We start from the raw sequence: 25,400 nt of genomic DNA on the forward strand, positions 1-25,400 counted from the left end.
AAGATTAAACAGCCTGACCGTAACCAACAACAAGGTGCAAAAAGCAACCGTCCAGCAATTAATGATGAGATCCGTGCAAAAGAAGTACGCCTCGTCGGTGCTGAAGGTGAGCAAAAAGGAATTGTTTCATTAAGTGAAGCACTGCGTGCTGCTGAAGAGGTTGAACTTGATCTTGTTGAGATCGTTGCAAACGCCGAGCCGCCTGTTTGTAAAATTATGGATTACAACAAGCACTTGTTTGACCTGAAGCAGAAGCAAAAAGATGCGAAGAAAAAACAGCATCAAGTGCAAGTGAAGGAAATCAAACTGCGCCCTGCAACTGATGTTGGTGATTATCAAGTTAAGCTTCGTGCTATTTTGAAATTCCTTGAAGAAGGAAACAAAGTGAAGATTACTTTACGTTTCCGTGGTCGTGAAATGGCTCACCAACAGCTTGGCTTAGCTCAATTACAAAAAATTGAAGCGGATGTAGCTGAGTTTGGGGTTGTGGAACAAGCACCAAAAATGGAAGGCCGTCAAATGGGTATGTTACTTGGACCGAAAAAGAAAAAGTAATACTCAAAAAAAGCACTGCAAAAGCAGTGCTTTTTTTTATCCACATATCAATAAAAAAAGATCATTTAACTTTTCTTTATTCAGTTTTATTTAAGACAATTGGTATATTTTTTTAAGAAATTCAATTCACGAATTTTATGTATTTTTTAGTGTTGCAAATCTAATCGTCTCCCTTAAAACATGATATAAACCAAGACGCAGTCATGATAACGATGAGTAGGAAAATAGAATGATTGATCTATATTATTGGGGAACTCCCAATGGACATAAAATCACAATTGCCTTAGAAGAAATGGGACTGGATTACACTCTTTATCCAATCAATATTTTAGAAAATGATCAATTTCAACCAGACTTCCTGAGAATTTCTCCGAATAATAAAATTCCTGCGATTGTTGATCAAGATGGACCCCGTGGTGAGCCAATTTCTATATTTGAGTCAGGCGCTATCTTGCAATATTTAGGTAGAAAAACTGGATTGTTTTACCCAACAGATGAGCAAGAGCGAGTTGAGGTTGAGCAATGGCTCATGTGGCAAATGGGTGGTTTAGGGCCTATGCTTGGGCAAAATCATCATTTCAATCGTTTTGCCCCAGAAAAAATCCCCTATGCGATAGACCGCTATATTAATGAAACTAAACGTTTATATGGTGTACTTAACAAACAACTCATTGGTCAGAAGTTTGTCGCTGGTGAATACTCTATTGCGGACATGGCAATTTTACCTTGGATTTTACGTTATGAATGGCAAGGTATTCAGATTGAAGATTATCCATACGTACAAGAATATATTGTACGTTTAACAGCACGCCCCGCAGTTCAGAAAGCACTATCGATTAAAGTGGCCTAATTTCTTGCTTGGATTTAGTGAATACTTGAAGCAAAAAGTCGTTTGGTGTGATTGATTATGCTGAGTTACTTTTTGCTTTTTATTAGTGCTTTTGGCGCTGCGACATTACTACCTCTACAGTCTGAAGCGGTATTGGTAACCTTATTATTAAAGGAGCAATATTCAGCTTTGCTTTTAATTAGCATAGCTACTTTGGGTAATGTGTTGGGTTCTTGCGTTAATTGGTGGCTAGGTCTAAAGATAGAACAATTTAAACATCGTAAGTGGTTTCCAGTTTCTGAAAAGCGGTTACAACAAGCGCAGAGCTTTTATCATAAATATGGATTTTACTCCTTACTTTTGAGTTGGACGCCTATTATTGGCGATCCTATTACTTTGGTTGCTGGGCTGTTCAAAGAAAATTTTTGGCGCTTCCTTGGTATAGTCATTATTGCTAAAGCAGGGCGTTATCTGTTTATTTACTGGGTAGTAATGGGTTTTATTTAAAATAAAAAAGCATCCGAAGATGCTTAAATTATAAATATGTATTTAGTCTTCTGAGCTTTTGGTAATGTCTACTTTAAATAGATCATTCGTTTTGAGCCAACAGAAAGTCACAACAACTAGAGTCATACAGCCTCCAAAAATAGTCGCTGTAATAGTTCCCAAATATTTAGCTGCTAAGCCTGACTCAAAAGCTCCTAATTCATTACTCGAAGACACAAACATGCCATTTACAGCGGCTACGCGTCCCCGCATATTTTCTGGTGGGAAAATTTGCAAAATGGTTTGTCTTACAACAACAGAAATACTGTCACATGCACCTGTCATAGCAAGCGCAAAAAGAGATAACCACATATTGTTTGAGAAGGCGAATAAAATAGTAAATATTCCAAAACCTGCTACAGCAAGTAACATGTTACGCCATGCATGTTGAGTAGGAGGGAAGCGGGTTAAGGCAATCATGGTAACAAGCGCACCAATAGATGGAGCCGCACGTAAATATCCAAGCCCTTCAGGACCGACTTTTAATATATCTTCTGCAAAAATGGGTAATAACGCGATGACACCCCCAAATAAAACAGAAGCTAAATCAAGAGAAATTGCCCAAAGAACAATTTTGGTTTTCCAGATAAAACGGAAACCGTCTCCTAGACTTTCTAAAATATTGTCAGTTTCAATTTTAGGGAAACTACGTTTATGCAGTAAGTTAATTAAAATAAAGCAAATAGCGAGTAAAGCAGCGACACTAAATAGACTGGTTTCTCTGCCTAAATAAGCAAGCATAAAACCACCAAGCATTGGGCCGATAATTACACCACTTTGCCAGCCTATCGTTGTCCATGTCGCACCATTTGCATAGAGTTCGCGCGGAATTAAAAATGGTTTTAATGATGTTGCAGAAGGATTGTAGAAACCGCGGATTGTTCCTAAACCAAAAATAACAGCATAAATGCCCCAAGAAAGGAAGCTAACACTGATATGCCCTAAACCATGTAAGTGGAAAAGTAACCATAAAACCAAGGGGAGAGGAACCGAAAAAAATAAACAGATTTTCATAATGAGCTGTTTATTAAACCTATCTGCGAAATAACCTCCCCAAAGAGAAAGGGCAATAAATGGAATTGCTTCTGCAAGTCCGATTAAACCTAAGGTCAGTGGATCTTTGGTGATTTGATATAATGAGTAGGCAACAATAATTTCTTGAATCAAAATTGCGAGCGTTAAGCAAAATTGATTGATCGTAACGATAGAGAAGTCTCGATACCGTAATGCAGCGAAAGCATCATTTTGTATATTCATATTCTTTTGAATTTAAGCGATTGCACTTATTATAGGGGATGATTTTATGGATTTTCTCGTAATTTGATAATTGATTATAGAGAATAACGTTTATATAAAATAGACAATTTAATATCAAAAAATGAGCATTTTACTTTTGTTTTAAGTTGGGATGCTTTAGAATGTCGGCTCCCTTACCTGCAGGTCGTTTTTGCAATGGTGCAAACGTTCCGAACAGGTGTTCAAAAGAGGTTGTTATGCCTAAGATGAAAACTCGCCGCGGTGCTGCTAAACGCTTCAAGGCGACTGCACACGGTTTTAAGCGCAAACAAGCATTTAAGCGCCACATTTTGACCAAAAAATCTGCTAAACGTATCCGTCAATTACGCGGCTGTGTAATGGTTCATGTTTCTGACGTGAACTCAGTTCGTCGTATGTGCCCATACATCTAAGGAGATTATAAATGGCTCGTGTAAAACGTGGTGTAGTGGCTCATCGTCGTCACAAAAAAATTCTTGCTCGCGCTAAAGGTTACTATGGTGCTCGTTCACGCGTTTACCGCGTAGCGTTCCAAGCGGTAATCAAAGCTGGTCAATACGCTTATCGTGACCGCCGTCAAAAGAAACGTCAATTCCGTGCTCTATGGATTGCGCGTATCAATGCTGGTGCTCGTCAAAACGGTTTGTCTTACAGCCGTATGATCGATGGCTTGAAAAAAGCTCAAGTGATCATCGACCGTCGCGTATTAGCTGACATCGCTATGCATGATGCAGTAGCATTTGCTGCTTTAGCTGAAAAAGCTAAAGGTGCATTAGCTGCATAAGTTAAAGAGGTTTATACACCTTTAACAAATAAAAAAACCACCATTGGTGGTTTTTTTATTTTTCAAATTTAAGGGTTAATCAATTGTTATTATTTATAAAAATAATATATTTAATTATAAAAAATATAGGGCAGATTGATTTAGCTATTGTAATTGAATAATAAAAAAGGGTATATCTATTAATATAATAAAAATAATGGAATTGAAACATTCAAGAGGGAAAAGAAAATGATAAATCCGATTGATATGCTCAGAGAGGCAATAAAAGCAGTTCCTTCTGTGAAATATGCTCTAGGGATAGGAGGTGTAGCTTCAATAGTTGCTATTATCATAAACTTATTTGGTCTTAGTCCAACAATAGCTATTATAGGAACAATAGTAGTTTTAATTTTGATGGGGGTATTGGTTATCTTCGCAAGAATGACCTCTATCAATAGTACAAAAATGTTTATACCAATAATGTCTTTCACGTGGTTTGTTTTAATATTTTTTATACTAATCAGTTTGAGTTTATTTACTTCTATTTTTTTTCGAATACCATTAGATCTTCATCATTGGATATCTCCAGATAGTAATCCTCAACCTATAAATAATATGGAAATATTAGATGAATTTCCAGCTTATAAGTTACATAGTAAAATCTTGGAAATAAATAATTCAAAAAATATAAATAATGAGGATTTAAAAATAAATCCTACAAGTTTATTAAGGGAGTTTGTATTAAATAATCCTTGGGGAGATACTTTGAAAAATCTTTTTACTTCAGAAAGTGATGGTCTTGGTTTTGATATTAAGACTTATATGGTGGGGGAGTATATATTGTTAACTTTAAAAGGATATATATTTTTTATAGATATTAAAAAAAATACGGTAGTATATGATGATCCAGATATGGGGCTTGGAATTTTAGGGGTTAAAATCATAGATTTTAATAAAAAAACCAATCCTAATGCTATAGTGGAAGTTGAGTATCAAACGATATCGGGAACAGGTACGTATGCCACTTCTACAAAAGTTTATACTATAACTGGTAATAATATATTATTATCCTTGGTTAAACCAAAGTTTGAATATAACTCTGGATGGGGTGCATTTAAACATCAATATGTTGAACTGAGATCAAAGAATTTCTATCAAATAGATCCTGATACACTGAATTATCAAATCCGTACCAAAGGATTTGCAGGTATGCTTGATACTGATACTGATACTGATACTGATACTGATACTGATACTGATACTGATACTGATACTGTCAAAATACCTTCTTTTTCAAGTGTGCGATCTCTTCCTGAAGAATTATACATTTGGGATAAGCAATCTCAGCAGTTTGTTCAAAAGGAGGGGAGAATAACATCTGGACAGGATCTGATGACTTCTGTGTATTCAGATTTTGCTGATCCTGTAAAGGGATGGTTTGAAAAACCAGGAGAACTACAAAAAAAGGATTTGAATGAAAATTTGAAAGTTTTTTATTAAATTATCTAAAGTAATATTCAAAAAATATTTAAATAAACTATTGGTTGGTGTTAAATATTTTATAAATCTTATTGTTTTTAAAATTGTATTTGATAGATTTAATGTTGTGGTAAAAGCTGATTTTATAGCATTACTCTGTAGAGGGTAATGCTATGTGTTTCTTGTCGCTTATAGTTTAAAAAAGCTTAATTATGATATTAATCTACAATATATAGTGAGATTAAATTCTTAAGTGTGGCTTTTATTAAAATGATTAAATAGTTTAAGTGAAATTTAAAGACCAAAATAATAAGCCAAAGCACAAATAATAATCGTCAAAACAATCAGCTTAATAACGCCTAAACCATTGCCTTTATGGTGGTGAGACTTAAAATGCTGTGGATTTTCATTTGATTGTTCAAATGGGGAAGCCTTAACGACTGGAATTATTTGAGCTGTGTGGTAGTGATTAGCCGTCTTAACAATAAGCTTGGCAAACAAATCATCAGTTTTTTGCGTAAAATTTCTTAAATTAATGAGTTGTTCTTGGTCTAGCTCTTCTCCTAAAGGATCATTTGCAAGTCGCTTCTTTTGTTCTAAATAGTTGGTTAATGCTTGAGTACGAGATAAAAGCTGGTGAGCATAATCTGCAGAATAATTCTCTGGAATTAAAGCAAGTCTTGGTTCTTGGCTCATAATTTTTGTGCCATCAAAATAAGCTTTTTGAAACTCTGGTTCTTCAAAACCTGCTGCATATTTACTACGAAATAATTCACTATCCATAAAGTCCGCTATTTCTTGCCATGGCGGATTTTTTAAATCTGCTTCAATTTTTTTTGATAATTTTTCAGTTAGTTCAAAACGCCAGAAAGTTTCTAAACGAAGTTCGCAGGTTTGTGAAGGAGGGGCTTCAAACTCATTATCATTGTTATACCATTCAGCAAGTTCATGGCCGAAAATCCATGCAAATTTCTTATTATTTTCATGGCTCACAATAAAATGAGTATAAGGTAAAAGCTCAACATTGCTGTTTGGATTTTGCTCTTCATTAAGAAGGCTTGATAGATGTAAGCTAAGCTGAGTGGTACCTTGTTTTTTTAAAGCTTCTAACCAAACTTGAAAGTGTTGGGCAAGTAAATGCTGAGAAGTTAAGTCACGAAACTGAAAACTATGGTGGTCAAAAATATGATGTTGTCGCCATTGGGTAAAGCTTAAATTTTGGCGGAGGTATTCATTACCATACGTCACAAGCGTAAGTTGTTGTTTCCAAATCTGATTGAGCGCCATAATAGTTGATCTCATTGACGATGCTATTATCTTATACGTTTTATCTTTTTGTTGCCTAATACATTTTTCATGATGGATAAACTTCATCAATTCGATGAAAAACTGTTAGAATGCAGTGTTTTATTATATTTTTTTTAATTTGTTGCTTTGAGAGTTAATATGTCACTGGAAGCCCTGACCACAGAAGCGCTTGCTGCCATTGCAGCAGCTCAAGACCTTGTTGCACTTGATCAGGTACGTGTGCAATTTACAGGGAAAAAAAGCCAGCTTGCAGAACAATCGAAAGCATTAGGGAAAATGGACCCTGAAGAACGCAAAGTACAAGGTGCTGCGATTCATGCTGTTCGAGAAACAATTAATACTGCTTTAACAGAACGTCAAGCAGCATTACAGCAGGCAGCACTTGAGCAAAAGCTAGCAAGTGAAACGATTGATATTACTTTGCCGGGCCGCGGTCAGCGTGTTGGTACAGTCCACCCTGTTACCCAAGTACAAGAAAGAATTTGTCAGTTCTTCACTAAAGCTGGTTTTACAGTCGCGACTGGTCCAGAAGTTGAAGATGACTATCATAATTTTGAAGCATTAAATATTCCTGGTCACCATCCAGCGCGTGCTATGCACGATACTTTCTATTTTGATGCCACTCATTTACTGCGTACGCATACTTCTGGTGTACAGATTCGTACAATGGAAACAAGTGAGCCACCAATTCGTATTGTATGTCCTGGGCGTGTTTATCGTTGTGACTCAGATCAAACGCATTCGCCAATGTTCCATCAGATTGAAGGTCTATACGTTGCCGAGAACACCAGCTTTGCTGAATTAAAAGGTTTATTAATTAACCTGCTGAATGAATTTTTCGAAAAAGATTTAAAGGTACGTTTCCGTCCATCATATTTCCCGTTTACTGAGCCAAGTGCAGAAGTAGATATTATGGATGAACGTGGCCGTTGGTTAGAGGTTTTAGGCTGTGGCATGGTGCATCCAAATGTACTGCGTGCTGCGGGTATTGATCCTGATAAATACAAAGGCTTTGCTTTTGGTTTAGGGGTAGAGCGCTTTGCTATGTTGCGTTATGGCATTAATGACTTGCGTATGTTCTATCAAAATGATGTGCGTTTCTTACGCCAATTTGCCTAACAGTTTTTCAGGATTAAAAAAGGTTTATAAAGATGAAGATTAGCGAAAATTGGCTACGCACATGGGTTAACCCAGCAATTGATAGTGATACATTGTCTGATCAGTTAACGATGCTTGGTCTTGAAGTTGATGAATTAGCACCTGTGGCTAAACCATTTACAGGTGTTGTAATCGGTGAAGTATTAACTGTTGAGCAGCATCCTGATGCAGACCGTCTGCGTGTAACAACTATTAATATTGGTTCAGGTGAGCCTCTGCAAATTGTATGTGGCGCACCTAACGTTCGCGTTGGAATGAAAGCTCCAGTTGCAACCATTGGGGCCGTATTGCCTGGCGATTTTAAAATCAAAAAAGGTAAGCTTCGTGGAGTTGAGTCACAAGGGATGCTTTGTGGTGCTTCTGAGATTGATCTTGAAGATAAAATCGATGGTTTGCTCGAACTGCCAGCGGATGCTCCAGTAGGAGTAAATATCCGTGAATACCTCAAACTTGATGACAATGTCATTGATATCAGTATTACGCCAAACCGTGGTGACTGTTTTAGTATTCGTGGTATTGCTCGTGAAATTGCAGTTATTAATAAGCTACAAATGAATGAGCCCGTAATTAACACGGTTGATGCCACCATTGCTGATGAGAAAAAAGTAGTTATCAGTACTGAAGGTGCTCCCCGTTATTTAGGGCGTGTAGTTAAAAACGTTAATGTAAAAGCTGCTACTCCCGAATGGATGCAACAAGCGTTATCGCGTTCAGGAATTCGTACTCATAGTATTTTGGTTGATGTGACCAACTACGTCTTAATGGAATTGGGTCAACCAATGCATGCATTCGATTTGTCTAAAATCGAAGGGACTGTACATGTTCGTCAAGCAACACAACAAGAAAAGTTACAACTTCTGAATGATCAAGAAGTTGAGTTGCAAGAAGATATTATGGTGATTGCTGATGACCAAAAAGCTTTGGCAATTGCTGGAATTATGGGTGGTTTAGCATCAAGTGTAACTGATGACACGACTGATATTTTCCTAGAAAGTGCGTTCTTCGCACCACTCGCGATTGCTGGTCGTGCTCGTCGTTTTGGTTTGCATACAGACTCTTCGCAGCGTTATGAACGTGGTGTAGATTTTGAATTGCCGTTAATTGCGATGAACCGTGCTTCGCAGCTTATTCAAGAGTTGGCGGGTGGTGAATTTGGCCCAATTACTGTAGCTGAAAAAACTGACTTACTTCCAAAACGTGAAGCCATTGAACTGAAACAAGTTCAGGTAGATCAATTATTGGGATATCAAGTTGCGGGTGAGTTCATTGCAGATGCTTTAACCCGACTAGGGTGTGAGGTAACTGTTAAAGCTGAAGGTGAGTGGAGTGTAGTTCCACCATCACATCGCTATGATATGGCAATTTATCAAGACTTAATTGAAGAAGTTGCGCGTATCGATGGCTATGACAATATCCAGATTAGCTTACCAAGCATGGATGTTAAATTTGCTAAATATCAAGATCGCTTTGAGCTCGCTGAGCTGCGTCAAACGATTGTGACATTAGGTTATCAAGAAGCAATTAGCTTTAGCTTTGCAGATGCTAAACTTGAAAAGCAATTAAATCCAGAAGTTAAGCCACTGATGCTAGCAAATCCAATTTCAAGTGATTTGGCTGCGATGCGTAGTACTTTACTTTCTAGTTTAATTCCTTGCGTACAATATAATCTCAACCGTCAGCAAAGTCGTGTTCGTTTCTTTGAGTTCGGACTGCGTTTTGATTATCAAAATGCTAAGAGTATTGAAGACTTGCAACAGACTCCTACCTTGGCTCTAGTGGCAGTAGGCTCGCAAGCACCAGAATCTTGGCATGTTAAGCCTCAACCAATGGATTTCTTTGATTTCAAAGGTGAAGTAGAAGAGATTTTGGCTGCTGGGCGTGTAAGTGTTGAATACGTTCGTTCAGAACGTGCGTGGTTGCACCCAGGGCAATCGGCTGACATTTTAGTAGATGGTAAGTCAATTGGTTATTTGGGCCGTTTGCATCCATCTCTAGAAAATGAGCTTGATTTAAGCACTACTTGGGTTGCTGAACTCGATCAAACAGCTGTTTTGCAATCTTATGTATCTAATTTTACAGAATTATCACGTTTTCCTTCGGTTAGACGTGATATTGCGCTTTTAATCTCTGATAATATAAATGTTAGAGATATTCAGCAGTTAATCGAACAAACTGGTGGAGAGCTTTTAGACTCTACATGGTTATTCGATGTGTATACGGGGCAGGGTGTCGAAGATGGTAAGCGCTCATTAGCGTTTGCACTATTGTGGCAACATCCTTCACGTACGCTTGAAGATGCTGAAATTAAATCTGGTATGGACAATATTATCCAAGTGTTAGAAAACACTTATCAAGCGACATTGAGGGCCTCATGACAGCATTAACTAAAGCAGACATGGCTGATCATTTAAGTGAGTTAACCAGCTTAAATCGCCGTGAAGCAAAACAAATGGTCGAGTTGTTCTTCGACGAAATTAGCCAAGCACTTATTGCAGGGGAGCAGGTTAAGCTCTCTGGTTTTGGTAATTTTGAATTAAGAGATAAACGCGAACGTCCAGGACGTAATCCGAAGACAGGCGAAGAAATTCCGATTTCTGCTCGTCGTGTAGTAACCTTCAGAGCGGGTCAGAAATTTAGACAACGCGTTGGAAATGAGCAGATCGATTGATCTGCTTTTTTTTATTTATATTTTAAATGGCTTTATATAATCTTATTTAACTTTACTGATGTTCTGCTTTAGAACGGTATTGTAGGGCGTGGTGATTATTAGAACTTAAAATTTAGGCATAAAAAAAGAGGACAAAATGTCCTCTTTTTATCTAATCTAGATTATAGATTAGTGTGCAGCAGAAGCAGCAGCGTCAGAAGCAGAAGCAGCAACGTCAGAAGCAGCAGCAGCAACGTCAGAAGCAGCAGCATCAACAGCTACAGCAGCTTCAGAAGCAGCAGTAGTAGCTTCAGAAGCAGCAGCTACAGCTTCAGAAGCAGCAGCAGCAGGAGCTTCTTCTTTCTTAGAACAACCAACGAAAGCTAAAGTAGCAGCTACAGCAGCAGCAACAGCAAATTTTTTGAATAACATGGCATCACTCTCACAAAAAAGATTTGAGATTAAAAAAACCTAAGTTGGACTGTTTTGCTTTTATTATTCCTAAAACGTAGCTAGGTAACAACGCATGGAGCAGTCTAACTGGTCTGCCGCTATGCTATCACTGCAAATGCTGAAATACTACTGCCGTCTGTCAAAAAAACGTATGAAAAAGAGAAAAACAGTCTGTTTTTTAACAGAAAAAAACAATCAATCAGCCCGAGTGCATTGGAAAAGGTAGAGGTAAGCCACTAAAAAACTTAATTTTTTTAATTCAAAAATATTTATTATCAAAATCTTATAAATAATTTTACATAAAAAACTGCAAAATGTATTTTTGTGTAAAGCTTGTCAACCAAATAAAAAGCCACTCAAAAGAGTGGCTTTTTATTGAAGATTAACCGATTAAGTTGAAGCTTTACGTTTCATTTGATCGAAGAAATCATCATTTGTTTTAGTTTCTTTCATGCGATCAAGTAAGAATTCCATTGCCGCTAACTCATCCATAGGATGAAGAAGCTTGCGGAGGATCCATACTTTACGTAAGTTATCGTCATCCATTAAGCGTTCTTCACGACGGGTACCAGATTTCTTAATATTCATAGCAGGGAAGACGCGTTTTTCAGCAATACGGCGATCAAGAGTAATCTCTTGGTTACCTGTACCTTTGAATTCTTCATAAATTACGTCATCCATTTTACTGCCTGTTTCAATCAAGGCAGTTGAGATGATCGTAAGAGATCCACCTTCTTCAATATTACGTGCAGCACCGAAGAAACGTTTAGGACGCTCTAATGCGTGAGCATCTACACCACCAGTTAATACTTTACCTGATGAAGGAATGACAGTGTTATATGCACGTGCTAAACGGGTAATAGAGTCAAGCAGAATCACAACGTCTTTTTTATGTTCAACAAGACGTTTTGCTTTTTCAATAACCATTTCTGCAACTTGTACATGGCGGGCAGGAGCTTCATCGAAGGTTGAAGCAATGACTTCACCGCGAACAGTACGTTCCATTTCGGTTACTTCTTCTGGACGCTCGTCAATTAATAGAACAATCAGGAATACTTCAGGATTGTTTCTAACAATAGATTGAGCAATATTTTGAAGTAACATTGTTTTACCCGCTTTTGGCGGTGCAACAATAATAGAACGTTGACCCTTACCAATTGGCGCAACTAAGTCAACAACACGAGAAGTTAAGTCTTCTGTCGTACCATTACCTAGTTCCATAACCAATTGTTCGGTTGGGAAAAGGGGGGTTAAGTTTTCAAATAGAATTTTATTTCGAGAATTTTCTGGCGTGTCATAGTTAATCTGGTTAACTTTGAGCAACGCAAAATAACGCTCACCTTCTTTTGGAGGGCGAATAGTACCTGTGATGGTATCGCCTGTACGCAAGTTAAAGCGTCGGATTTGTGAGGGACTCACATAAATATCATCCGGACCTGCTAAATACGAACCTGCGGCAGAGCGCAAAAAACCAAAACCATCAGAGAGAATTTCAAGAACGCCATCACCAAAAATTTCTTCGCCATTCATCGCATGGCGTTTCAAAATGGCAAAGATAATATCTTGCTTTCGGTTACGAGCCATACCTTCCAGGCCCATAAATTCAGCAATTTTAATTAATTCACCAATTGGTTTTTTCTTGAGTTCAGTTAAATTCATAAGGGTCAGAATTAGGAAAGAGTAGAGTGTGGTTTAAAAAGAAGAAAAATCGCTCGCATACAAAAAAGATTATCGCAATTGTATTTACACAATAACAATTCAGAAGTCTGATTGATTGTTTCGAAGAAAAATGTGAAAAAACAATTTCTGTTGCCGAGTGGCGATCTTTATGTTTGTGTCTTGTAAGAAGCCGGACGAAGATGATTCCCTTCAGTGCCTCTTGAGCATGTAATATAAGCCAGCTTAGTTAATTTGTCAATTTATAGCCGAAAAAAATACGCTATAAAAAAGTATAGCGTATTTTCATTCTTAGCATTTTGACTTAAACATTTTCATCAATAAAGCTAACGAGTTTAGAGCGAGGTACAGCGCCAATTTGTTGAGCTACGACTTCACCATTTTTGAAAAGTAATAAAGCAGGAATATTACGGATATTGTATTTCACTGCAATATCTTCGCAAGAAGTCACATCAACTTTAACAATTTTTACTTTACCAGCATATTCACTTGATAAGTCTTCAAGAACAGGTGCAATTGCTTTACAAGGTGCACACCAACCGGCCCAGAAGTCAACAAGTACAGGTGTTTCAGCGTCTAGAACATCTGCTTGGAAGTTATCATCAGTTGTATTTACAATAGTCGCAGACATGGTACGGCTCCAATTTTTAGAAAAAAGTGCTATTACTACAGGAGAAAATTATCTCTATCAGTATTACATAGCTACTTAGTTCAATGTAAGGGTTTGATGCTATTATTCAAGGCTTAACTAAATTTGTCTAATGGATGCTCACGATATTCATCATCGACTTGTACAATCAACTCATAAATAGAAAAATATAAATGACAGTTAATTGTTGATGAAAATGGCTTTTCAATTGCATTCTTGTGAATTACTCTAGGCGTGAATTGTTATGGGTTTAGTTCAATAATGTCTGACTTTCTGATTGATGAAGAATTACTTGCCGCCATAGATATGGGGTCGAACAGTTTTCACCTTGCAATTGCACGGGTAGATCATGGTGAAGTTAAAAAAGTTGCTTCGATGTCAGAAAAAGTACAGCTTGCAGCTGGTTTAGATGAGAATAAAAATTTAACAGAAGCAGCTCAGCAACGTGGTTTGGCATGTCTAGCGCGTTTTGTTGGAAGATTGAGTTCTGTTCAACCTAATCGTTTACGAATTGTGGCTACTAATGCCTTGCGTCAGGCAAAAAATGGTCATGAATTTATCCAAAAAGCTGCAGAAATTTTACCTAAACCTATTGAAATTATTGCAGGGCGAGAAGAAGCTCGTCTGATCTATTTGGGCGTATCGCATACCATGGCTAATGGTGGACGTCGCTTAGTTGTTGATATTGGTGGGGGTTCTACTGAATTCATTATCGGTGAAGAGTTTGAACCGATTTACACCGAATCATTACAAATGGGTTGTGTGGCCTATACAACAGCTTATTTTGCTGATGGGGAAATTACTCAGAAATCATTTGATAAGGCCGTAGTTGCTGCCCGTAAAGAGCTTTCTGCTATTGCAACGACTTATAAAATGGAAGGGTGGGATACTGTCGTTGGTTCGAGTGGAACGATTAAAGCCTGTCGCCAAATTATGGTTAATATGGGCTTAAGTGATGAACAAGAAAATGTCACTCGAGAAGGGTTATACAAACTTAAAGATAAATTACTTAAGTTTAAAAATGTTTCTGAAATTGATTTTGAAGGATTAAGAGAGGATCGACGAGCAGTTTTGCCAGCCGGATTGGCAATTTTGTACGCAGTTTTTGAAGTTCTAGAAATTGATCGTTTGGCATATTCTGATGGTGCATTACGCGAAGGTGTTATGTATGACCTATTAGGTCGATTTAAACATGAAGATATCCGCGACCGCAGTGTACAAGCTCTAATGGGCCGTTATAATGCCGACCCTAAACAAGCAGAACGTGTTGTCAAGACAGCACAACAATTATTTGATGGTGTTGCTAAATCTCTTAATTTAACGAGTGAAGACAGTGACTTACTGCGTCGGTCAGCTTATTTACATGAAATTGGTTTAGCAATTAGTCATGGTGGTTATCATCGCCATGGTGCTTATTTATTACAGCATTCTGATATTCCAGGTTTCTCGCAAATTGATCAAAATCATCTTTCACATTTAGTTGCTCATCATCGTCGTAAATTACGAAATGATGTAAAAAACGAAATTTTGAAGGCTGGTGGTCATAAATTACTTTACTTAAGTTTATTGCTTCGCCTAGCAGTTTTACTCAACCATAGTCGAAGTGATCAGATGCTTCCTGCCATTGAACTGACCATCATAAATGATCAACAATGGCAGCTTAGTGTTTCTGGTGATGCCAAACAATGGCCATTGTTAGTTGCCGACTTGCATGATGAGCAAGAGCAGTTTAAGCATTGGGACATTGAATTGAATATTCAGTCGGAAAAATTTATCGATTAAAGGGATAATATTCGACCTATGAAAAAATCTACTCAGTCCAAAGCTTGGACAACGGTTCAAATTGCACGTCATCCTGAACGTCCGCAGTTTCTAGATTATGTCGGTGAAATCTTTACAGAGTTTGACGCCTTGCATGGTGATCGTTTGTTTGGTGACGATGGTGCGATGGTAGGTGGTCTTGCTCGTTTTGACGGTCAACCTGTGATGGTCATTGGACAACACCGTGGTCGTAGTACCCGTGAAAAATTAAAGCATAACTTCGGTATGGCTAACCCTGAAGGTTACCGTAAATCTCAGCGTCTATTAGATATGGCTGAGCGTTTTAATCTTCCGGTTTTCACGTTTATTGATACTATGGGTGCTTACCCGGGTGTTGGTGCTGAAGAGCGTGGACAAGCCGAAGCAATTGCAACTAGCCTTGCTCAACTTTCACGTTTGAAAGTTCCTGTTGTTGCAACAGTACTGGGTGAAGGCGGTTCTGGTGGTGCTTTAGGTATTGGTGTGGCTGACAGAGTAATTATGTTATCCCACAGTATTTACTCTGTGATTTCACCAGAAGGCTGTGCATCTATTTTATGGAAAACTGCTGAAAAAGCGGCTCAAGCGAGCGAAGCTTTAGGTTTGACAGCAGACAAATTACAATCTCTAGGTATTGTTGAATATGTAGTAGATGAAGGCGAAGGGGCACATTTAGACCCTGAGCAAGTCATGCAAAACCTAAAAGTAGTTTTGAAGCAAGCTTTGGATGAATTGCTACCACTGGATGCAAATGAACGATGCGAAGCACGTTATCAACGTTTAATGAAGTTTGGCAGCGCAAATTTAGGCATAATGTCTTAAAGCAGGCTCAACTGTTTTCAGAAAATAGTTCTTTTCTTATTGGATGTAGTGGCGGCATGGATTCAATGCTGCTACTACATTTGATGTCTCAAATTTTCCCTCAAAAGATCCGAGCGATTTATATCGATCATCAACTGCAATCACAAAGTGCAGAATGGGGGAAACTCGTTTCTAAACAAGCTACTCGCTTAGATCTTCCTTATATTATTCAAAAAGTTCAAGTTACCGACGGTAATTTGGAAGCTCAAGCACGTCAGGCACGTTATCAAGCTTATCGACAGCATTTACAAGCCAACGAAATTTTAGTGCTTGCTCATCATCAGCAAGATCAGGCTGAAACAGTAATGTTGAGGTTGTTATCGGGTGCAGGTGTTGATGGATTGGCTGCAATGCAATCCATTGATTACCGTGTAGACATGACAATTTGGCGTCCTTTTTTAGATTTAACTCGTGAGCAAATTGCCGATTGGACTACTCAACTTGAAATTGAGTATGTAAATGACCCTACAAATTACGATATTCACTATGATCGAGCATGGTCACGTGAGGAACTTTGGCCTTTTTTACAAAACCGCTTTCCTAAAATGCAGAAAGCACTTAGTCGAACCAGTCATTTGATGCAAGATGCTTCTGAAATTTTAGAAGAAGTTTTGATAGTCGATTTAAAGCATTGTGGCACTGCTGAGTGTTTAGACTTAACTAAATTGTTAGATTTATCGGCTGCCCGTCAGCGCCAGTTGCTTTCGGTTTGGATGAAAGGTGATGGGCAATATCGACCTGCATTTGAAATGGTCGAGCGCTTAAAAAATGAAGTGATTGATTCAAAGTCTGATGCACAAGCTGCATTACACTGGAATCAGTTTTACTATGTCCGTTATCAACATCATCTTTATAGATTGAGTAAGCAGGCTTTTCTTGCTGAAACATTAAGTCCAGTTGAAGCTGAATCGGAGCATCACTTCCAAATGGGAGAAATAGTGCATTACGCTTCAGGAAATTTTCAGATTAAACAAAAAAAAATCGGTTTGGCTTCATCTTTATTAAATGAAAAATTGAGAATAATTCGACGTCAAGGTGGGGAAAAAGTCCATTTATATGGCCGTATTGGTCAATGGCCATTAAAAAAAGCAATTCAAGAAGCACATATTTTGCCTTGGCTTCGTCATACAATTCAAATATTAGTCATAGATAATGTTATGCTTGGGGTTTTTACACCGAAAGGATTTTGGTTGGCTCAGTCTCCGTATTGTGAGCAAGGAGGATGGCAACCAGATTTAATTTCTCATTCTTGTAATCTGGTAAATGGCGAATATGGTTATGGCAAGTGCAGTAAATTGTAATATCTGTTTTATTGGTGGCGGTAATATGGCCCAAGCTTTAATTGGCGGGCTGGTTTCAAGAGGTTTACCACCGACACGTATTACAGTTTCAGATCCTGTTGAACAGATCCGTCAATTATTACAAGAGAAAGAAGTCCACGTAACACAAGATAACGTGGCTGCAATTCAAAACGCTGATGTTGTCGTATTGGCGGTAAAGCCTCAAGTTCTGGCGACTGTTTTACGTCCCTTAAAAGGTCTGTTATCAGATAAATTGGTCATTTCAATTATTGCTGGTGCTGAAATTCAAACGATATCAAATTTAGTTGATAGCGATCGAATTGTGCGAGTTATGCCAAATACACCAGCTCTGGTTCAAACAGGCGCTCATGGTATTTACGCAAATGATGTAGTGGGTACTTCAGATCGTGAATTAACAAGTCAGATTTTAGCAGCCACAGGCTTAACAATTTGGGTAAACTCCGAAGCTCAAATTGATGCGGTAACAGCAGTTTCTGGCTCAGGTCCTGCATATTTTTTCTATCTCATGGAAAGTATGATCCGTGCGGGTAAAAATTTAGGACTAGATGAAAAAGTTGCAACCGCTTTGACTCTTCAAACGGCGTTAGGTGCAGCTCAAATGGCAATTACCAGTTCAAATACTCCATCTGAACTTCGTAAGAATGTGACATCGCCAAATGGTACAACACAAGCTGCACTTGAAGTTTTTGACCGTGCACAAATCTCCCAAAATATTCAATCTGCATTGGCTGCTGCACAGAAGCGTAGCCAAGAATTGGCTCAAGAATTGAGTGACAGTGCGAAATAGCTTAAATAGGATAAGACAACTATGGGTGCAAATTCTGCGCTAATTTTTGGAATTTTAATTAATGTCGCGATTTTATTGGTCTTTTTCCGTTTTTTAATGCAATTAGCGGCAGTAAGTCCTTATAATCCTGTGGTTTTATCGACCGTAAAAGCGACTAAGATTGTTGATATTTTTGGCCGAATTTTTCCGACGGTCGCAAAAGGCCGATTTAATTTGGCTGCGTTGGTTCTTTTAATTACATTGTATTTACTGAAAATTTTCGGTGTGATGTATCTTTCTGGTTCTATGCCAAATAGTCCGATTCATTTACTGATTCTGACATTTGTAACCATGATTCAGGACTTGATTCGTTTCTGCCGTTATTTAATTTTCGCAACAATCATTTTGAGTTGGGTTGTTATGTTCACTCAATCGCGTTCACCTTATATTGAGGTGATTCAAGATTTGGCTGAACCATTACTCGCACCATTCCGTCGTTTATTGCCTAATATGGGAATGATTGATTTATCTCCAATTTTGGCATTTTTGGCACTCTATATTGCCGAGATATTAATGAATGAAGTAGCGAAAGTTCTATTAACAGGACTTTAAGCTGACTCAATAAAAAAGGGCTGTATTTCACAGCCCTTTTTTTATTTCTGTTAATTAATGAGCATCATCCCAGTTTAGACCTTGTCCTACCTCAACCACTAAAGGCACAGAAATTTCTACAACTGATTCCATGACATTTGCAATTTGCTTAGAAAGCTCATCAGCAATGTTTTGATCTACTTCAAAAACTAATTCATCGTGTACTTGAAGAAGTAATTTTGCCTGATCTTTCGGTAGAATTTTATCTACTTCAATCATCGCAAGTTTAATAATATCAGCTGCACTACCTTGTAAAGGTGCATTGATCGCAGCACGTTCGGCAGCCTTACGCACCATCACATTTCGTGCATCAATATCAGGTGTATAAAGACGACGACCTAAAATGGTTTCAACAAATCCTTGCTCTGATGCAACTTGACGCGTGCGTTGCATATATTCATAGATACCAGGATAACGTTGGAAATATTGCTTGATATAGTTTTGCGATTCTTGACGTGTGAAGCCTAATTGACGAATTAAGCCAAACTCAGACATACCATAAAGTAGACCAAAGTTTACTGCTTTGGCTTGACGACGCTGGTCATTAGTCACATCTTCAATTGCAATACCCAATACTTCGGCAGCAGTACGGCGGTGAACATCTTGCCCATGCTGGAATGCATGTACTAAAGCATCATCTTGAGAAAAATGTGCCATTAAACGTAGTTCAATTTGCGAGTAATCGGCAGCCAATAGAACTCGGCCTTCTGGTGCAATGAATGCTTTACGAATTTGACGACCAATTTGTCTACGAATTGGAATATTTTGTAGGTTAGGATCAGAAGAGGAGAGGCGGCCTGTTGCTGTTAAAGCTTGATGATAGCTCGTATGTACACGATGCGTATCATTATGAGACTGTTCAACCAAACGGTCCGTATAAGTACTCTTTAGTTTTGCCAATCCGCGATGTTCTAAAATAATTTCCGCTAAAGGATGTTCAATTTTTTCTAAAACACTTTCGCTTGTACTGTATTGCCCAGTTGCGGTTTTTTTACCACCTTTGATTCCTAATTTATCAAATAGAATTTCGCCTACTTGTTTAGGTGAAGCAATATTAAAAGTTTCATCTGCAATTTCCATGGCTTGATTTTCAAGACCTTCCATAGTTTTTGCAAATTCAACACTTAAGTTATCTAGGAATGCATGATCTAAACGAATGCCATTTTCTTCCATGCCTGACAAAATTCGTGCAACTGGCATTTCGATGTTATATAAAATATTTTCTAGCTCAGGGAATGGCTTAAGTTTATTTGAAAGTACTTCATACAAACGATAGGTCACATGCGCATCTTCTGCTGCATAATGAGCAGCGACTTCAATCTCAATTTGATTAAATGTTTTCTGCTTTGCACCTTTGCCGGCAATTTGCTCAAAAGTCGTTGTTAAGTGACTTAAGTAGACACGAGCAACATCATCCATTCCATGACGAGTCGCTGCCGCATTCAATACGTAAGATGCCAACATGGTATCGAAATACCAGCCTTTTAGCTCAATGCCGTGGTTCGCAAAAATGTGTGCATCATATTTAAGATGATGGCCAATTTTTTTAACCGCTTCATTTTCTAGTACAGGTTTAATTTGAGCCAGAATTTGCTCACGGTTCAGTTGCTGTGGAGCATTTTCATAGGTATGCGCTAAAGGAACATAATAAGCATCTTGTGCATCAAAGGCGATTGAAAAACCGACCATCTCCGCAATACGATAGTCAAGACTTGTAGTTTCTGTATCAATGGCAAAATGATCGGAATTTTGCATGCGTTGCCAGAGTTGATCCCATGCTTCTTGAGTTAAAACAGTGTGGTAATTGGCGGTTCCAAGTTGGTCATCTTGACTGGTTAAGCTTGCCTGATCTTCAGTTTCTATAGAATCAGCCGGTTTAACTTCATCTTGAACTACGACCTGTGAAACTTGTTGTTTATAGCTAGAGCTGTTCGGATTATTTGGATGATCAAGCGACTGTAACTGATTTCTAAATTCAAGCTCAGTATATAGGTTGCGCAAAGCATCAACATTTGGGTCGATAAGCTTTAATTCATGCCAATCGAGTTCTAAAGGAAGATCGCACACAATGCTTGCTAACTGATGATCAAGCTTAATATTGTCTAAGTTATCTTTGATATTCTGGCTAATCTTGCCTTTAAGTTGGTCTGCATTGGCAATGATATTGTCCAACGTGCCATATTCAGTTAGTAACTTAGCTGCTGTCTTTGCTCCTACACCTGGTACACCCATAATTCCGTCAGATGCATCGCCCATCAGAGTCAAGTAGTCGATAATCTGATTTGGCCAAACTCCAAATTTTTCAAAAACACCATCGGTGTCCATTACCCGATCTTTAAAACTATCTTCTAACTTTACATGATCATTAACTAATTGAGCCATGTCTTTATCTCCAGTCGAGATAAGAACATGGTGTCCTTCGAGTACGGCACGTTTAGCAAGTGTACCGATAATGTCATCTGCTTCTGCGCCAGGGAGACTATATAAAGGAATACCTTGAGCTTTAATCAATGCATGTAAATATGGAATTTGTTGAGACAACTCTTCGGGCATGCTCGGGCGGTCACCTTTATAGATCGGTGAAAGCTTATGACGGAAGGTTGGTTCGGGGGTATCAAAAATTACAGCCATATGCGTAGGTTGCATACGACGCATCAATTTTTGAATCGCAGAAATTGCTCCACGTATTGCATTGGTATGTAACCCTGTAGAGGTCGTCAATGGTGGTAATGCATGATATGCACGAAATAAAAAATAGGACCCATCAACCAAGACAAATGGTGGCATTGAACAATTCCTTAATCTGAATTACGGGTATTTTACGTGAAAACGGATATGAATGCAGATTTATGATTTTTGCAGTATTTTGTATGTATAAATATACGCTTGTATTTGCTTAAAGTAAGATGACATGTAATGAAGGTGTCATATTGCTAAGCCCATGTATAAAAAAGACAAACAGGGAATGATCATTGTTTTGATCGCTTTGACTTTGTTTTTAGCCATATCAATTGGTTTTAAATTTCATAGTGCCGTTGTTGTTTTATCTATTGCACTCGTGGTAGTACTGGTTCAGTTATTGTCAAATCTGCATCAGCGTTTGACACATTTAGAACAACAGTTTTCTCATCAAGCAACTTCTCTTTATTCTATTCATATGCAAACAACAGCAATTTATGCAGCCGCTTTGGTTGCATTAGTTGCTTATATGAATCATTGGATGTGGATTGCTGGCGGTGCATTACTAGTTTTATTGTTATGTTTGGTCCAAATGATTAGTGCATTTCATACTCGACTGTTGTATATCGAGTCAGCAAAACAAACTGTTCATGTAAATGAAGTTGTAAATACAGATGCTGTAACACCCGTACTAGAGCCAATTGATCCAAACAATATGATCAAGCCAGCTATACCTGCAACGAACACTTTAGATCAAAAAGAAAATCTAGTTCCTGTACAAACTGCATGGTGGCAACCAGCAGTCGACTGGATGGTCCATGGTAATCCAATTTTAAGAGTTGCTGTTGCTGTGCTCATGGTTGGGGTAGTGTTATTACTGCGTTTTGCAAGTGAACACTGGCAGCTGAGTTTAGGTGTGAAACTTGGATTTATCGCTATTGCTGGAGGTGTATTAACCGCATTTGGATATACCTTACAAAAGAAAAATCAGCTTTTTGCTGTGGCATTGCAAGGTGTAGGGCTAGCAGTTGTGTTCCTAACACTTGTGTTCTCGCATCATTTTGGTGTGATTGCCAATCTAACTACAGCGAGTATTCTGTTTACGATCTTATTAGCTATTACGGTATTCCTGAGTTTAAAACAACAAGCTATTTATTTGGCAATTTTAGCACTCGGCATGGCTTATGCTGCCCCATTGGTGATTCCGCAATATCACCCTGATGTGGTTTTCTTATTCAGCTACTATTTGGTTATTAATCTTGCGGTTGCCGCCGTTAATTTTATTCAACCTTGGAAAATCTTAAATCAAATCGCTTTCTTTGCCACGATGTTTATTGGTGGTACGGCAATCGCATTTTATGCAGAACCAGCAAAATTTGACACATTAGACTGGATTTTATGGCTACATATAGCCCTGTTTATTTGGCTTAGTGTTCGTTATAGCCAAAATATATCTCGAGTTTCAGCACGTGAACAACAAGAAGGCATTCGTTTACCCCCTTTGTTGGATGTTGGTCTTATTTTTAGTGTTCCAGTATTAGGTTTTACATTACATGCCTATTTAGTTCATGAGTCTACACAAGCGTTGACGATTGGTGCTGCAGTATTAGCGGGTACCTATGCAGTATTAACTTTCTGGATCAAAAAGAGTCATCCTCAACTTTCAGTACTAGCAAAAAGCTTTTTCATTCTTGCCGTTGCATTCTTTGCTTTAATCTTTCCACTTGCGAAAGGGGCACATTGGACTGCAATTGGTTGGGTTGCTCAAGGTACGGCCCTCATTGTATGGGGAGTAACTGAGCGCTACCGTTTAAGCCGATATATTGGTGTAGTTTTAGTCTTACTCAGCTCTCTTGCACTGTTTTATCAGATTTGGGCGAATGCAGAGTTCCCGACTCTAAGCACAAGCATTTATGCAATTGCTCAATTTATTTCAGCCTTCTATTTGTTGCAGTACAACAGCAAAGAGCAACACTATTTTAGTGCCAGTATGTTTAGCGGTATTTTCTTGTGCTTAGGGATGTATGCAGGTGCTATCGCTGGTATAGAAATTTTGACATGGCAACATCACGACTTAAGTCCATATTTGATGATTGCGATACTATTATTATCAATATTTAGTTTAGTCGTGCACTATAAATTACGTGTGCAATGGCAAAGTTTGCAGTTAATTTTAGTTAGCCTGTTACTGTTGTTAATTTTTGGTGAGGTCTTTTCCAGCCAAGTATTCACCATGTTTAAATGGCCGAGTATATTACAGCAGGGTACTTTTCTCATCACAGCAACGCTTCTTAGTTCTTTATTCGTTATGGCTCAACCGCAATCAGGTCAGTTTGGATCTTTAAAGGTCTGGGCTGGTTTAAGTTGGTCGGCATTAGCAACGGTGGGGCTGGCGATCTTTCCACAAATGCCACTTGTTGCTCTGGCTTTTGTACCCGTAGTTTATTCACTCTGGGCATATAAGTCTCATAAAACTGCTTTGTTACATCAAATTCCAGTGTGGTGTTTAAGTCTACTCTGGTTGCTTGCGGTGAGTGTTGATATTCATTCTGCTGAGTACCTTTATTTTGTTCCTTTGTTCAACTTAACTGACTTCCTTTCAATTGCAGTATTTGCAGGTCTTCTCTTTATTATCTATCAACATGCTTTTGATCAAGATAAATCGCTTGAGTGGACTTTTAAAATTACAACAATTCTAGTGGGATTATTAGTATTCAGTAGTGTGGTGGTCAGAGGTTTGCACCATTACTGGGCGACGCCACTATGGAGCGCTGCAATTTGGACAAATGGCGTAGTACAGTTAAGTTTGACATTACTTTGGGTCGTATTAGCGTTCATTTTAACCACATTCTCAAGTCGAAAAATGATTCGTCAATTGTGGTTTGTGGGTGCTGCGCTTTTAGGAATTGTCGTATTAAAACTAATTTTACTTGATCTATCGCAAAGTGCGACTTTAACTCGGGTCATTTCATTTATTGGAGCAGGTGGGGTAATGCTAATTATTGCTTATATTGCACCATTACCACCGTCATCCGCTGTACAGAAAAATGAAGAGCCTAAGCTTTAGGCTCTCGTTTTAACTCATTTTGATTAGTGTATTGATCGATATCATCTTCAGCAAAAACAGTAGATGGTCGATCAATCAATCCCATTTTAGGAACAGGAATTTCAATTCGGTTATCTAAAAATCCATTTCGAATTCTTTCTTGCATTTCATCCCGAACTTTTAAAGAGTTCTCTTGTCGACACCACATCGTGAATAAAAGCTCAATCGATGATTCTCTGAATGCAGTAACTGTAACAGCAGGCTTTGGGTCATCTAACACAAGCGGATAATGCGCTGCTACATTCAGTAGAACTTCGCGAACTTTAATGATGTCTTCATGGAAGTTAATTGCAAGTGTAATTGGAATACGCCGTATTGGGTATTTAGATAAGTTGTGTACAGGCGCACGAATAAGCTGTTCGTTTGGCAGACGAATATAAACATTGTCGAGTGTAAGTAATTTTACAGAGAGCAAATCAATCGAGATCACTTCACCTTCAATCGTATTTCCACGAATGAGAGTAATCTGGATCGTATCACCGACTTCAAACGAACCTTCACCAATTAAAAATAAACCACTGATTAAGTTACTGGCAGACGTTTGCGATGCGAAACCAAGTGCTACTGTTAGAATCCCTGCCGCGCCAAGGAATACACTGAGTTTAAAACCAGCTTCTTTTAAACTCGTCATAATGAAGAGTAAGAAAATAAAATAGAAAATACCGCGCCGCCACACCAAACGTTGATGAGCATTAAAACGTGAGCCAATGGTTCTAATAAATGTATTTGAAATAATACGGGCAAGAACAAAACCAATAAAACAGAGCACAACACCGACTAAAATTTCACTAATACGTTCGGTATTGATATTGGTAAATATACTGGTGAGGCTATCAGCGATATCCTTAGGAATACTTGTATCAGCCATATAAACCT

Annotated in this window: 23 protein-coding genes; 16 read left to right on the forward strand and 7 right to left on the reverse strand. The window is 38.2% G+C overall.

Going from position 1 to position 25,400, the window contains the following annotated elements; translation table 11 throughout:
- The first annotated feature begins 3 nt into the window (after positions 1 to 3).
- The 3 genes from infC to ACPF64_RS07335 all read left to right on the forward strand — a co-directional run bounded on the left by infC (position 4) and on the right by ACPF64_RS07335 (position 1,891).
- Complete coding sequence (gene infC / locus ACPF64_RS07325) at positions 4 to 555, forward strand: translation initiation factor IF-3 (RefSeq protein ID WP_080592984.1); 552 nt, start codon at positions 4 to 6, stop codon at positions 553 to 555.
- Positions 556 to 784: 229 nt separating this feature from the next.
- Complete coding sequence (locus ACPF64_RS07330) at positions 785 to 1,405, forward strand: glutathione S-transferase N-terminal domain-containing protein (RefSeq protein WP_003655042.1); 621 nt, start codon at positions 785 to 787, stop codon at positions 1,403 to 1,405.
- 57 nt (positions 1,406 to 1,462) lie between these two features.
- The gene (locus ACPF64_RS07335; RefSeq protein ID WP_426455910.1) at positions 1,463 to 1,891 is read left to right on the forward strand and encodes a YqaA family protein; all 429 of its coding nucleotides are present in this window, start codon (positions 1,463 to 1,465) and stop codon (positions 1,889 to 1,891) included.
- A gap of 42 nt (positions 1,892 to 1,933) precedes the next feature.
- On the opposite strand, the gene nreB is transcribed toward ACPF64_RS07335, so the two are convergent.
- Entirely contained in the window at positions 1,934 to 3,187 is a 1,254-nt protein-coding gene (nreB, locus tag ACPF64_RS07340; RefSeq protein ID WP_426455911.1) for a nickel resistance MFS transporter NreB, read from the reverse strand.
- Between the two features lie 236 nt (positions 3,188 to 3,423).
- Here nreB and rpmI point away from each other — a divergent pair, with 236 nt between their 5' ends.
- The 3 genes from rpmI (at position 3,424) to ACPF64_RS07355 (ending at position 5,468) form a co-directional block, all read left to right on the forward strand.
- Positions 3,424 to 3,618 (forward strand): 50S ribosomal protein L35, encoded by a 195-nt coding sequence (rpmI, locus tag ACPF64_RS07345; RefSeq protein WP_003655048.1) that lies wholly within the window; start codon positions 3,424 to 3,426, stop codon positions 3,616 to 3,618.
- An 11-nt stretch (positions 3,619 to 3,629) separates the two neighbouring features.
- Positions 3,630 to 3,989, forward strand: coding sequence for a 50S ribosomal protein L20 (gene rplT / locus ACPF64_RS07350; RefSeq protein WP_000124858.1), 360 nt, complete (start codon positions 3,630 to 3,632; stop codon positions 3,987 to 3,989).
- A 228-nt stretch (positions 3,990 to 4,217) separates the two neighbouring features.
- Entirely contained in the window at positions 4,218 to 5,468 is a 1,251-nt protein-coding gene (locus tag ACPF64_RS07355) for a hypothetical protein (protein ID WP_426455912.1), read from the forward strand.
- 273 nt (positions 5,469 to 5,741) lie between these two features.
- On the opposite strand, the gene ACPF64_RS07360 is transcribed toward ACPF64_RS07355, so the two are convergent.
- On the reverse strand, positions 5,742 to 6,734 hold the full coding sequence (locus ACPF64_RS07360; RefSeq protein ID WP_426456117.1) for a hypothetical protein: 993 nt from the start codon (positions 6,732 to 6,734) through the stop codon (positions 5,742 to 5,744).
- A 159-nt stretch (positions 6,735 to 6,893) separates the two neighbouring features.
- Here ACPF64_RS07360 and pheS point away from each other — a divergent pair, with 159 nt between their 5' ends.
- Genes pheS through ACPF64_RS07375 form a run of 3 tightly spaced genes read left to right on the forward strand, consistent with a single transcriptional unit; the run spans position 6,894 to position 10,581 of the window.
- The gene (gene pheS, locus ACPF64_RS07365) at positions 6,894 to 7,874 is read left to right on the forward strand and encodes a phenylalanine--tRNA ligase subunit alpha (RefSeq protein WP_003655056.1); all 981 of its coding nucleotides are present in this window, start codon (positions 6,894 to 6,896) and stop codon (positions 7,872 to 7,874) included.
- 32 nt (positions 7,875 to 7,906) lie between these two features.
- Positions 7,907 to 10,288 carry a phenylalanine--tRNA ligase subunit beta gene (gene pheT, locus ACPF64_RS07370; protein WP_426455913.1) on the forward strand — a complete coding sequence of 794 codons (2,382 nt, stop codon included), beginning with the start codon at positions 7,907 to 7,909 and terminating at the stop codon, positions 10,286 to 10,288.
- Complete coding sequence (locus tag ACPF64_RS07375; RefSeq protein WP_000126166.1) at positions 10,285 to 10,581, forward strand: integration host factor subunit alpha; 297 nt, start codon at positions 10,285 to 10,287, stop codon at positions 10,579 to 10,581. The genes pheT and ACPF64_RS07375 overlap by 4 nt, the downstream gene beginning before the upstream one ends.
- A 168-nt stretch (positions 10,582 to 10,749) precedes the next feature.
- On the opposite strand, the gene ACPF64_RS07380 is transcribed toward ACPF64_RS07375, so the two are convergent.
- Positions 10,750 to 10,992, reverse strand: a complete 243-nt coding sequence (locus ACPF64_RS07380; protein ID WP_198078968.1) for a hypothetical protein — start codon at positions 10,990 to 10,992, stop codon at positions 10,750 to 10,752.
- 94 nt (positions 10,993 to 11,086) lie between these two features.
- On the opposite strand from ACPF64_RS07380, the gene ACPF64_RS07385 reads away from it, so the two are divergent.
- A complete protein-coding gene (locus ACPF64_RS07385) occupies positions 11,087 to 11,239 on the forward strand; it encodes a hypothetical protein (protein ID WP_080026324.1) in 153 nt (50 codons plus the stop codon).
- A gap of 164 nt (positions 11,240 to 11,403) precedes the next feature.
- Here the strand turns inward: ACPF64_RS07385 and rho are convergent, their stop codons facing one another.
- Both rho and trxA read right to left on the reverse strand, forming a co-directional pair.
- Positions 11,404 to 12,672, reverse strand: a complete 1,269-nt coding sequence (gene rho / locus ACPF64_RS07390) for a transcription termination factor Rho (RefSeq protein WP_003655059.1) — start codon at positions 12,670 to 12,672, stop codon at positions 11,404 to 11,406.
- Positions 12,673 to 12,994: 322 nt separating this feature from the next.
- Complete coding sequence (trxA, locus tag ACPF64_RS07395; RefSeq protein WP_003655060.1) at positions 12,995 to 13,321, reverse strand: thioredoxin; 327 nt, start codon at positions 13,319 to 13,321, stop codon at positions 12,995 to 12,997.
- Positions 13,322 to 13,600: 279 nt separating this feature from the next.
- On the opposite strand from trxA, the gene ppx reads away from it, so the two are divergent.
- From ppx to ACPF64_RS07420, 5 genes are read left to right on the forward strand one after another with little or no spacing between them, the layout of a single operon-like run.
- Positions 13,601 to 15,121 (forward strand): exopolyphosphatase, encoded by a 1,521-nt coding sequence (ppx, locus tag ACPF64_RS07400; protein WP_017388337.1) that lies wholly within the window; start codon positions 13,601 to 13,603, stop codon positions 15,119 to 15,121.
- 18 nt (positions 15,122 to 15,139) lie between these two features.
- Positions 15,140 to 15,961 (forward strand): acetyl-CoA carboxylase carboxyltransferase subunit alpha, encoded by an 822-nt coding sequence (locus ACPF64_RS07405; protein WP_003655062.1) that lies wholly within the window; start codon positions 15,140 to 15,142, stop codon positions 15,959 to 15,961.
- Between the two features lie 56 nt (positions 15,962 to 16,017).
- Entirely contained in the window at positions 16,018 to 17,301 is a 1,284-nt protein-coding gene (gene tilS, locus ACPF64_RS07410; protein WP_426456118.1) for a tRNA lysidine(34) synthetase TilS, read from the forward strand.
- Positions 17,273 to 18,109 carry a pyrroline-5-carboxylate reductase gene (proC, locus tag ACPF64_RS07415; RefSeq protein ID WP_426456119.1) on the forward strand — a complete coding sequence of 279 codons (837 nt, stop codon included), beginning with the start codon at positions 17,273 to 17,275 and terminating at the stop codon, positions 18,107 to 18,109. The genes tilS and proC overlap by 29 nt, the downstream gene beginning before the upstream one ends.
- Before the next feature lie 21 nt (positions 18,110 to 18,130).
- Complete coding sequence (locus tag ACPF64_RS07420) at positions 18,131 to 18,700, forward strand: YggT family protein (RefSeq protein ID WP_003655065.1); 570 nt, start codon at positions 18,131 to 18,133, stop codon at positions 18,698 to 18,700.
- A gap of 54 nt (positions 18,701 to 18,754) precedes the next feature.
- Here ACPF64_RS07420 and polA read toward each other — a convergent pair whose 3' ends face one another.
- The gene (polA, locus tag ACPF64_RS07425) at positions 18,755 to 21,526 is read right to left on the reverse strand and encodes a DNA polymerase I (RefSeq protein ID WP_426455914.1); all 2,772 of its coding nucleotides are present in this window, start codon (positions 21,524 to 21,526) and stop codon (positions 18,755 to 18,757) included.
- Positions 21,527 to 21,680: 154 nt separating this feature from the next.
- On the opposite strand from polA, the gene ACPF64_RS07430 reads away from it, so the two are divergent.
- Positions 21,681 to 24,485, forward strand: a complete 2,805-nt coding sequence (locus tag ACPF64_RS07430; protein ID WP_426455915.1) for a DUF2339 domain-containing protein — start codon at positions 21,681 to 21,683, stop codon at positions 24,483 to 24,485.
- Here the strand turns inward: ACPF64_RS07430 and ACPF64_RS07435 are convergent.
- The gene (locus tag ACPF64_RS07435) at positions 24,475 to 25,392 is read right to left on the reverse strand and encodes a mechanosensitive ion channel family protein (RefSeq protein WP_045435174.1); all 918 of its coding nucleotides are present in this window, start codon (positions 25,390 to 25,392) and stop codon (positions 24,475 to 24,477) included. The two genes, ACPF64_RS07430 and ACPF64_RS07435, sit on opposite strands and share 11 nt — an antisense overlap.
- Positions 25,393 to 25,400: the final 8 nt, after the last annotated feature.

The sequence above is a fragment of the Acinetobacter sp. KB005 genome, from assembly GCF_049949095.1.
In the GTDB taxonomy this organism is placed as follows: Bacteria; Pseudomonadota; Gammaproteobacteria; order Pseudomonadales; family Moraxellaceae; genus Acinetobacter; species Acinetobacter calcoaceticus.